This window comes from Streptomyces sp. NPDC044704 (genome assembly GCF_056433525.1).
This window is the reverse complement of the sequence record NZ_JBWKGY010000035.1, coordinates 40,723-50,437: the sequence shown is the minus strand read 5'-3', so window position 1 is coordinate 50,437 and position 9,715 is coordinate 40,723. Positions and strand designations below refer to the sequence as shown.

At 69.5% G+C, this 9,715-nt stretch carries 8 protein-coding genes; 2 read left to right on the top strand and 6 right to left on the bottom strand.

The annotated features are described in order from the left end of the window. The first annotated feature begins 1,258 nt into the window (after window positions 1-1,258). Together AC07B0_RS39355 and AC07B0_RS39350 are read left to right on the top strand one after the other, a co-directional pair. Entirely contained in the window at window positions 1,259-1,975 is a 717-nt protein-coding gene (locus AC07B0_RS39355; RefSeq protein WP_030242136.1) for a hypothetical protein, read from the top strand. Next, the gene (locus AC07B0_RS39350; protein ID WP_356879392.1) at window positions 1,972-2,445 is read left to right on the top strand and encodes a MarR family transcriptional regulator; all 474 of its coding nucleotides are present in this window, start codon (window positions 1,972-1,974) and stop codon (window positions 2,443-2,445) included. Before AC07B0_RS39355 ends, AC07B0_RS39350 begins: the two co-directional genes overlap by 4 nt. A 127-nt stretch (window positions 2,446-2,572) precedes the next feature. Here AC07B0_RS39350 and tpg read toward each other — a convergent pair whose 3' ends face one another. From tpg to AC07B0_RS39320, 6 genes are all read right to left on the bottom strand, one after another. After that, the gene (tpg, locus tag AC07B0_RS39345; protein ID WP_356879393.1) at window positions 2,573-3,127 is read right to left on the bottom strand and encodes a telomere-protecting terminal protein Tpg; all 555 of its coding nucleotides are present in this window, start codon (window positions 3,125-3,127) and stop codon (window positions 2,573-2,575) included. Window positions 3,128-3,130: 3 nt separating this feature from the next. After that, entirely contained in the window at window positions 3,131-5,410 is a 2,280-nt protein-coding gene (tap, locus tag AC07B0_RS39340) for a telomere-associated protein Tap (protein WP_478900472.1), read from the bottom strand. Window positions 5,411-5,530: 120 nt separating this feature from the next. Next, on the bottom strand, window positions 5,531-6,445 hold the full coding sequence (locus tag AC07B0_RS39335) for a ParB/RepB/Spo0J family partition protein (protein ID WP_469383639.1): 915 nt from the start codon (window positions 6,443-6,445) through the stop codon (window positions 5,531-5,533). Beyond that, on the bottom strand, window positions 6,442-7,710 hold the full coding sequence (locus tag AC07B0_RS39330) for a ParA family protein (protein WP_469383641.1): 1,269 nt from the start codon (window positions 7,708-7,710) through the stop codon (window positions 6,442-6,444). Before AC07B0_RS39330 ends, AC07B0_RS39335 begins: the two co-directional genes overlap by 4 nt. Window positions 7,711-7,891: 181 nt before the next feature. After that, window positions 7,892-8,590, bottom strand: coding sequence for a ScbR family autoregulator-binding transcription factor (locus AC07B0_RS39325; protein WP_356879399.1), 699 nt, complete (start codon window positions 8,588-8,590; stop codon window positions 7,892-7,894). Between the two features lie 281 nt (window positions 8,591-8,871). Further along, complete coding sequence (locus AC07B0_RS39320; RefSeq protein ID WP_469383716.1) at window positions 8,872-9,645, bottom strand: SDR family NAD(P)-dependent oxidoreductase; 774 nt, start codon at window positions 9,643-9,645, stop codon at window positions 8,872-8,874. Between the last annotated feature and the right edge of the window lie 70 nt (window positions 9,646-9,715).

The window sequence follows — 9,715 nt, the reverse complement described above, 5'->3', positions numbered from 1 at the left end:
CGAGGCTTCGCCTCGCGAGGGCCGGCCTTTGGCCGGGTTCCCAGGCGCTGCGCGCCTGGGAAGTGAGGCCGCCTCGCTGCGCTCGGCGGGGCGAGGCTTCGCCTCGCGAGGGCCGGCCTTTGGCCGGGTTCCCAGGCGCTGCGCGCCTGGGAAGGGAGACCGCCTCGCTGCGCTCGGCGGGGCGAGGCTTCGCCTCGCCAGGGCCGGCCTTTGGCCGGGTCCAGCCGCTCCGCGGCTGGGAAAGGGCCCTGCTCCGCTGGGGGCTGGTGGGTTTCGCTTGGTGGGGCTTGGGAGCTCCCGAGCTCGGAAGCCACGGGCTTAGCTGAGTTGGAGGGGGTTTCGTTGGTGAGGCTGGGGCTTTGGTGGGCCGTGGGGTTGTTTTGTTGGGTGCTTCAGGTGGTCTCAGATGGTCTGTCAGTTCTGTGGTGTTGTCAGACACCGTCAGATTGAACGTTCGGTTTGTCATCGCTTGGGGGTTGGGGGTGTGAGGGGTCAGTGACTTTTAGTTACCTAAAGGGGGTGGGAGGAGAGGTGGTTGGACTGGGAGGAGCAGTTCTCTAGTTGTGGGATGGAGTGGGGGAAATAGCAGGTCAGGGTGGAGGGGCGCTTTGTGCTGAAGGTTTTTGGGTGGGATTGGGGGTTGGTTGGAGTTTGCTTGAGGAGTGCTCAGAGTTATCTCGGGGAGAGGTGTGGGGGTGTTAACGGCGTTAATGGTTTGGGGGGTAGTGCTTCAAAGTGATCTGGGGATAGAGATAGGAATCAGTCAGATTCTGCGTGGTTATGGACACGCTGTCCGGTGGTTGTTTGGCGGGGGTCTGGGTGTTGGGGGGTCAGGGGAGTGGCTCTGCTTGGGGGTTCACGACGGCGTTCAGTGCGCGCAGCGCGGCAGGGGACGGCCTATAGAGGGTACGGAGATGCGTTTGCGCAGGTCAGGCGGGGTGCGGGGGGAAAGTTATGTCCCCTCAGGAGGGACATAACTCGGGCGATGTGTCGCTGGTGGGGGGACAGAGCGACGGCAAAACGTCAGGGAGACTGACGGTTTTTGGGCTAAAACGTCAGGTAGGCTGACGTTCTTCCGGAGATGTGTCGGTGAACTGCGTCGGTGCAGGGGTGGGTTGGGGGAGGGCCCCCGGTGGGGGCTGAGGGAGGGGGGTGGCTGAGATGTGTCCCTCCTGGGGGGACACAAGACACGCCGAACGTCAACGAGCGTGACATTAGTGTCACCCTTGTTGACATACTCTCTCTGCAGATCAACGAAGTGGAGAGCATCCTCGTGTCATCAGAGCCACAGCGCCGCCGGCCGAGTCCGTCGCGCGCGCCGCGTCCTGATCTCCCCGTTGATGACGCGATTTCGGCGTGGAGTCAGCCGCTGGCTCCGGTCAAGGACCTGGACAGTCTTGCCAGGCGGTATCCGAGCCGGAAGCTCACGCTGGACGGCGAGCGCAAGCCGCTGGAGTTCTACGGGACGCAGAGTCAGCCAAATGCGTTTTCGATGGACAGCCTGGAGTTCTTCCTGGTCATCGCGCAGTACTTCCGTGAAGCGCTGCCGTTGAGGCTGATCCTGCTGCTCATTGCTTGCCAACGGGCGGGGGGGCGGATTCCACTTACCCAGGAGGAGATGGCTACGATCCTTGACGTCAGTCGGACAAAGACGTCGGAGGCGCTGCACACCGTCATGTCTCATGGGATCGTCTTCAAGGTGCGGCGGGGTGTGTACCAGTTCAACCCGCCCTACAGTTACCGGGTGGCTGAGTTCATCCCGGGTACGGAGACGGCGGGTGAGTTCGTGAAGGTGGAGCAGCACAGCACCATCTCGCAGATTCGCAGCGATACGAGCCTGCCCGACCTGGTGCGGTTCCCGTCGCTGGACCACATGCGGCAGGCAATCGAGGAACTGCGGGCCGAACGGTCCAAAGAGCGCGCTGCACGTCGGCTGAGCCGGGCGCAGCGCAAGGAAGAAGGGACAGCTCAGTGAGCACCTTGCGATTCGCTGCGGTCAACGCCGACGGGCTTCTCTCCGACCTCGACCTTCCGCCTGCGGCGTACCGCGTGCTGCTGAAGCTGCGTTCGCTGAGCGAGCCCGGGGGGCGGATCCTCATCGATCAGGCCACCATCGGGGGGCTGCTGGAGCTGAGCCGGCCGAGCGTCAACGCCGCGCTGCGGAGCCTGGAGCTCGCGAAGCTGGTGCGGAAGGTCAGGAACGGGGTCTACCAGATCAATCCGATGCTGGCCGGGTACAACTCGTTCGAGGACGCCGTGGCCGCGGTCAACGGGATGCCGGCCGAGGAGCGGTTGGACGCGCGCGGGTACGTCGCGAGCTACCACGAGGCGGTGGCGGCGTACCAGGACCAGTTGGCCGAGCAGCGGAAGAAGCGGGCGGCGCAGGCCGCGGCGAAGAAGGCTGCAGAGTCGAAGCGGCGCAGGACGTTGCACGCCGTCGGGTAGTGCGGTCGCTGAGGGCCTCTGAGGGGGTCTCAGCGGCGTTGGAGGGCCCCGGGTTTATCCCGGGGCCCTCCTGGGTTTTCAGGGGCGCAGACGGGCTTGTGGGCCCTTTGGGTCTGCCGAGGGAACGTCAGAACGCGAAGTCGACGTAGTCGATGTCGGTGAACTCGACCAGGAGGGCCGTGGCGCGGGCGCCGTTGTCCTTGAAGTAGATCTCCTGGAGCGCCTCGGCCGTGATGTGGCGGAGCTGGGCCTCGGTGGCGCCGGTGTCCTGGGCGGCGAAGAGGCGGCTCGCGTACTCGGGGGGCAGGTGCTGGGTGATGCGGCGCATGCGGCCGTCGTCGGTGGTGCCGGGGGCGGCGGTGAAACCGAAGCGGGCGCGGGTCTCGATCACCAGTCCGGTCGTGGCCGCGGCCTTGGCGCGGGCGCGCTTGCGGACCAGGGGCTGCCAGCGGCGGCGTACCTCCGCCTCCAGGCGGGCCGCGAGTTCCGGCTTGGGTTGCTTCAGCTGGTTCTTGACGTAGCGCTCCACCGTGCGTTGGGAGATGCCCAGGAGGCTCGCCGCCGATTTCGTGGACTTGAGCTGTTTCACCAGGAAGCGCATCTGGGCGCCCGCGGACCTGGGGATCGGGCGGGTGAAGTGGAGTTCGTCGGCCTTGGTGAGGCTGTCGGAGATGTCGGACATGGATTACTCGCCGTCTGCTGCTGCGTCGTGGCCCTTGATGTGGCGGGCGGGGTTGAGGCGTTCGTCGAGCATCTGCACGGCCCACAGGAGGGGCTGGGTGCCTTCGTGCTTGACCATGCCGGGGCTGACGCCGAGGCGGAAGCCGCCGGGGAGGGGCTTGCCCTCGGGGGTGTGGGGGAGGAAGTCGAGGGGGCCGGGGCCGTCGGAGAGGTAGACCGCGCAGTCGGAGAGGACCGCGATGGGGTGCAGGCCGGCCGCGGTGGCGAGCTTCTGCATCTTGCGGTGCATGTTCACGCGGGCCGTGGAGATGACGGCCGCGCGGATGTCGGGGCGCCAGGTGGGGCGTTCGAGGGCCGGCCAGGCTTCGCCGGGGCGGTACCCGGCGCCCTGGGGACGTTCGCGGAGCTTGCCGATGCCGCCCTTGACGGTCGACTTGATGGCGGACAGGACGGCCGTGGCGCTGCCCCGGGGGTGTTCCTTGTACGCGGCCATGGCCCGCAGGAACTCGGGCTCGGTGAGGGCCGGGGTGACGCCGAGGTCGGCCATGGTCGCCAGGTAGGCGTCGCGGAGCCGGGTGTACCAGGCGTCGAGGTAGGGGCCGTTCTCGGGGCGGATCCAGGCCTCGGTGGGGTGGACGTCGTGGCCGAGCTCCTGGGCGTAGGCGAGGGTCGGGGTCGCGTACCAGGCGGGGCCGGTGGGCCGCTTGCCGTGCGGGGTGAAGGGGCTGGGGAGGCGCGGGTCGAGCTCGATCGAGGAGAGGTCCGCGAGCCAGCAGCCGGGGAGTTTGGGGTCGAAGCGGGGGGAGGTGGTGTGGATGGCCGGGCCGGTGCCGACCGGGAGGCGGTTCGCGGCCGCCGCGAAGGCCATGTTGACGTCGATGCCGACCGCGTGCGTGCGGGTGCACTCGGCGTCGGTGAGGAGTTCCGGGTCGCGGATCCAGTCGTACGCCTCCTCGTCGAGGACCTCGTCGGGGGTGCGCTGGTGGGCGCGGGGGTACAGGGCGGCGACCACGGGGTGTTCGTCGGGGGCCTCCGGCGGGGCCGGGTCGACGGGGCGGGTGAGCGATCCGGCGACGGGGGCGGAGACCCAGGTACGGGTGGCTTCGTCGCGGGCGGCGCGGGTGGGCGGGCGCAGGGCCGTCATGAGTTCCAGGCCCGTGACGGCGGTCGAACCGCGGGGGGTCAGGACGCGGGCGGCGTAGGTGGTCAGCAGCTCGGCGAGTTCGGGCGCGGGGAGGTCCGGCGTGTCCTCGCCCCAGGCGCGGGCGTCGAGGGCGCCCCAGGGGAGGACGGCGAGCTGTACGCACTGGCGGCCGGTGCCGGGGGTGGCGGGGCGGTAGACGCGGGCCCACGGGCCGAAGCCGCGGCGGGTGAGCTGCCACTTGGCCTTGGCGAGCTGCTTCACGACGGGGTGGTGGTCGGGGAGGCGCAGGGCGCGGCGGTCTTCCAGGGTGAGGGGGAGACCGAGGGCCTCGGTGGCGGCGGGGGTGAGGACGAGGAGGGGGTCGCCGTCCTTGCCGTTGCGGTGGAGGCGGGGCGCGCGGAGGTCGGCGTCCGGGCCGAGGGCCCAGGTGATGAGGTCGGGCAGGCCGGAGGTCGGGTGGGGGAGGACGAGACCGCCGGCGGCGTGGGCGTGGCCGGTCCCGTCGAGGACGGCCAGGGGGCCGTGGCCGTCCAGGGGGAGGGGAGGCTTGGGGCGGGAGGTCCGGGGTGCGGGTGCCTGCGGTGCTCGGGGGTGGGGTGCCTGCTGGGGGGCGGGGGCCGGCGAGGGGTGGGTGACCGGGGGTGCGGGGTTGAGGGCGTTAACGGCGTTAACGGGTGCCGGGCTGGGGGGCGGGGTGGGGATTTCGGCGTTAACGGCGTTAACGCCGTTAACGGTGGGGTCCGGGGTGGGCTCGGTGGGAGCCGCGGCGTTAACGGCGTTAACGCCGTTAACGGGGATGGTGTTCGGGGTTGGCTCGGTGGGTGTGGTGTTGGCGGCCTCGCCGGGGGCGGGGGGTGTGGGGGTGGCGGTGTTAACGCCGTTAATGGGGTGGAGGGCGGCGAGGCCTTCGAGGAGGCGGGCGTAGGCGGCGCGCTTCGGGGGGCGGGGGGCGGTGCGGCCGGTCTCCCAGGAGGTGACCGTCTCGCGGCGGACGGACAGGGCCTTGGCGATCTGGTCCTGGCTCAGACCGGCGGCCTCGCGCAGGCGCTTGCGTTCGTCCGGGTGGGGAAGCCCGTCCTGCGCGGCCGCCTCTTCCAGCAGGGCGTCGACCGCTGCGAAGAGGGCGGTCTGTTCGTTCATCTCGCTCATCACTACCTCCGGGTGCAGCTTATGTGAACCGCACTGTTGAACGCACCTGAAACGCACGTGGGGGCGTTAACGCCGTTAACGCCGTTAACGCCCCCGGCGTGGGTGCCCGGCTCAGATGCGCTGCATCAGCAGTTCGGTGACGGCCTTCAGGTCGTCCGGGGTGAGGTGGGCGGTGAGGGCGTCCGCGATGGTCTCCGGGGAGTGGGTGGAGATCGTGATGCGGGGGGACGGGGCGGGGGCGGGAGCCGGCTTCGGGGCGTTAACGGCGTTAACGCCGTTAACGGTCGGGGGCGCCGGGCGGGTGCGCTGGCGCGGGGGGTTAACGGCGTTAATGGTCTCGTCGGCGGCCGCGGCCTGGTGCTCCTGGGGGAGGCGGCCGATGCGGCGGGCCGGCTCGACCTTGAGCTCGCCCGTCTCCACCTTCTCCTGGAGGGTGGGGGTCAGGTTGAGCAGGGTCAGGCGCTGGGACACCCACGCCGCCGTCTTCCCGAGCCGCTTGGCGACCTGGGCCTGTGAGCCGTGGACCTCCACGAGTTCCTGGAGGGCGCGGGCCTGGTCCATGGGGGCCACGTCGACGCGGTGCACGTTGGCGATCAGTGCCGATTCGAGGATGTCCGCCGCGGAGGCGGACAGGGAGTCGTTCACGTGGATGTGCATCGTCTTGAGACCGGCGAGGTGGGCGGCGGCCAGGCGCCGGTTGCCGTCGATGACCACGTACGGGGCGCGGCCCAGGCCGTCGGTCTGGCCCGGGTGCGCCTCCATGAACGCCATGCGGGTGGCGACCGCGAGGGGCTGGAGCTGGCCGCGCACCGTGAGGGACTGGGCCAGCTCGTCGAGGTCCGTGAGGTCCTCGCGGAGGTTGAAGGGGTTGTGGGCGAGGGCCTCGATGGGCACCTCCGACGGGGGGACGACCCCGGAGGTCGGGGCGCCCGTCGCCTCGGCGATGGCCGCGCGGCGCGAGCTGACGCCGACCGGCTGGGCCCGGGCGAACGAAGCCGAGACTCCGAGTTTGTCGGCCTTGCTCATGAGATCTCCCTGGCGAGCGCGCGCAGGGCGACGGCCTGGTCGCCCTTGGGTGCGTAGACGAACAGCGGCTGCTTCACACGTACGGCTTCGCGCTGTTCCTTGAGGTCGGGGACGATCGCCACGACCCGCGGATCCTTTATGTCCATCCAGGCCTGGAGGGAGGAAGTGGCGATGTAGCCGCGGCGGCCGTCGTAGAGGTTCACGACGAGGCCGAGGTAGTCGATGTCGAGGCTGAGGTCGTCGCGCAGATCGTTGATCTGGGAGGTGAGCAGATCGTAGGCGTCGGCCGAGGAGTCCTCGGCCTGTACGACGATCAGGGCCCCGGAGGCGCCCGGCTGTTCGGCGTCGCGGCGGCGGCCGTAGTAGATGGCGGCGTCCATGCTGAGGCCGAGGCTGGGCGGGCAGTCGATGAGGATGACGTCGTAGTCGGACTCGACGGGGGCGAGGGCCCGTTCGAGGGCGGCCTCGCGGGCGCGGACGGTGGAGAGACGGACGTCGAGCAGGAAGGCGTCCGTGCACGCGGGCAGGATGTGCAGCCGGTCGCCGAAACGCTCGTCGGGGATGGCGACGATCAGGTCGGAGAGGGGCCCCTTGGCCTCGCCCGCCATGTGGCAGGTGAGGCTGTCGCCGCCGATGGGCAGCGGCTGCTGGCCGAGCTGCTTGGTGAGGTGGCCCTGCGGGTCGAAGTCGACGAGCAGGACGCGCATGCCGAGGCCCGGCAGGTCTTCGAGGTCCAGGGGCGTGGTGGAGGGCACCGCCTGGTCCGGGTGTTCCTGGCCCTCGGCCGGGACCAGGCGCGCCAGCTGGCGGGCGATGCGGACCGGGTGGAGGGTCGAGGGATCCTCCGCGAGGGCCTCCGCGGTGCCCGCGGTGACGGCCGTCTTTCCGACGCCGCCCTTCTGGTTGCACACGACGATGCGGCGCACGACCGCCGGCCGCTGGACGGTGGGGGCCGGGTTCATCTCCAGCCAGAGGCGCACCGCCTGGGCGAGGCCCTGGGTGAGGGAGACGCCGCGGTCCTTGGAGTCCGTACGGAACGACTCCCATTGGCCGACGGGCAGCCACGTCGAGAACGACTCGGCGCCGGAGGTGTCGACGGGGGAGGGGGCGGAGGCGAGGGCGCTCCAGTGGGCGATGCCCTGGTGGACGGCGTCCTGGATGTCGATCCGCAGCTGGGCGGTGCGGATCTTCAACTCCTGACGGAGCCACGGGGGGAGCTTGGAGACGACCTTGTCTCGGTCGTTCTGGGACGAGGGCGAAGTCATGAGAGGGACTTTACTAACGTTCTTGGGTGTTCGTGAGCGCCACGCCAGAGTTTTGCTAACGAAGTGGGCAGAGATGCGACAGGGCGGCCTCGCACCCGCCGTAGCGAGCACCCCCGTGGTTCACCACGGCGTGTGCGAGGCCGCCCTGTCGTACCGTCTGTCGTTCCGCCCTGTCGTGTCGTCAGCCGACCGCGACCGCCCCGGGGTTCTGGGAGCGGGAGTGCGGGATGTCGTCGGCCGGCGGGCAGAGCAGGGCCCGGCAGCCGGGCGAGCCCGAGGGATCGAAGCGGGCGATGCGGTCGGCGGGCACGATGCCGGGGAGGAGGTGGTTCCACAGGTCGTCGACCCGGGCGTGCAGGTCCTCGCGGCCGGTGCGGACGTGGGAGGTGACCTGGATGCCGGTGAACGAGCCGACGATGAGCGTCGAGAGGTCGTACGTGTTGAGCGAGGGCAGTACGTCGCCGCGTTCCTGGGCCGGCGTCAGACATCCGTGGCAGGTGTCGATCCAGGTGTTGTAGGGCGACGGGTCGGGGTGCGTGAACGATCCGAACTCGATGACGAGGCGGATCCCGGCGCGGACGCGGACGTTGCTGCGCAGCCCGGACGCCATCTGGTGGGTCAGGTCGATGACGGTCTGGAGACCCGGGTCCTCGATCTCGGGGACCCCCTCGGCCACCTGGAACTGCTCGTCGATCAGGGTGCGGGCGAGGGCTTCCTTGGACTGGAAGTGGAAGTACAGGGCGCCCTTGGTCACTCCGGCGTGCTTGACCACGTCGCTGAGGCTGGTGCCGCCGAAGCCGCCGTGATCGAAGGCGATGGCCGCCCCGTCGAGGATGGCCTGCCGGGTGATCTCGGCTCGTCCCTGCCTGACCCTCGCCACGTGGGTTCTCCTGATGCCAGTCCTGTCCGGTGGTACGGGCTCAATGTAGTGCTGCCGCCTCAAAGAAAACCAGTCGCCAAGTACTTTTATGGCAGCGGGAGGTGGGGGTTTGGGGGCGGCTGGGAGGGTTTGCGGTGTTACTTATTGCTGGGCTTCCGGGCATGGGGGAGGGCCGGCGGTGTTAACGCCGTTAAGTGGGGGAGTGGGTTCCGATTAACGGCGTTAACGCCGTTAACGGTGATACGGCGGGGAGCGTTAACGGCGTTAACGGTGGGGGAGGGTCAGCGGGTGGTCCAGCCGCCGTCCACCGAGAGGGTGGTGCCGACGACGAACGACGCGCGTTCGCTGCAGAGCCAGGCCGCGGCTTCGGCGATCTCCTCCGGCTCCGCGATGCGGGGCAGGACGGCCGAGTTGAGGAGGATCTGCTCCATGTCCGGGTTCTGCTGGAGCCAGAAGTCGATCAGCTCGCTGCGGGTGGTGCCCGGCGCGATGGCGTTGATGCGGATGTTCTGGTCCGCGTACTCGGAGGCGGCGGCCTTGGTCAGGCCCAGGACCGCGTGCTTGGAGGCGATGTACGGGGACGCGGCGGGGGTCGCGACGAGACCCGCGGTACTGCTGTTGTTGACGATGGCGCCGCCGCCGGACTCCAGCATGGCGCGGATCTCGTGGCGCATGCAGTGCCAGACGCCGCGGACGTTCGTGTCCATGACGGTGTCGTACGCCTCCTCGTCGAGGAGGTGCATGGGGGCGGGAACGGTACCCGTACCCGCGTTGTTGAAGGCGGCGTCCAGCCGGCCGAAAGCGGTCACCGCGGTCTCGACGGCGCGGGCCACGTCCTCGGAACGCGAGACGTCGCCGACGACGTAGCGAGCCTGGTGGCCCGCGGCGCGGAGCTCTTCGGTCAGCGCCGCCAGCTCCGCCTCGCGGCGGGCCATGAGGGTGACCGACGCACCCTCCCGGCAGAACACGCGTGCAGCAGCGGCGCCGATCCCGGCGCTCGCACCGGTGATCAACGCAGATCTACCCGCAAGCGTTCCCGTGCTGTCCGTCGTCATCATCCGGTGAACGTAACACGGCAACCTTGAACAGAGTGATCCCTGGTCAGAAGCTATTACGTACCCGTTG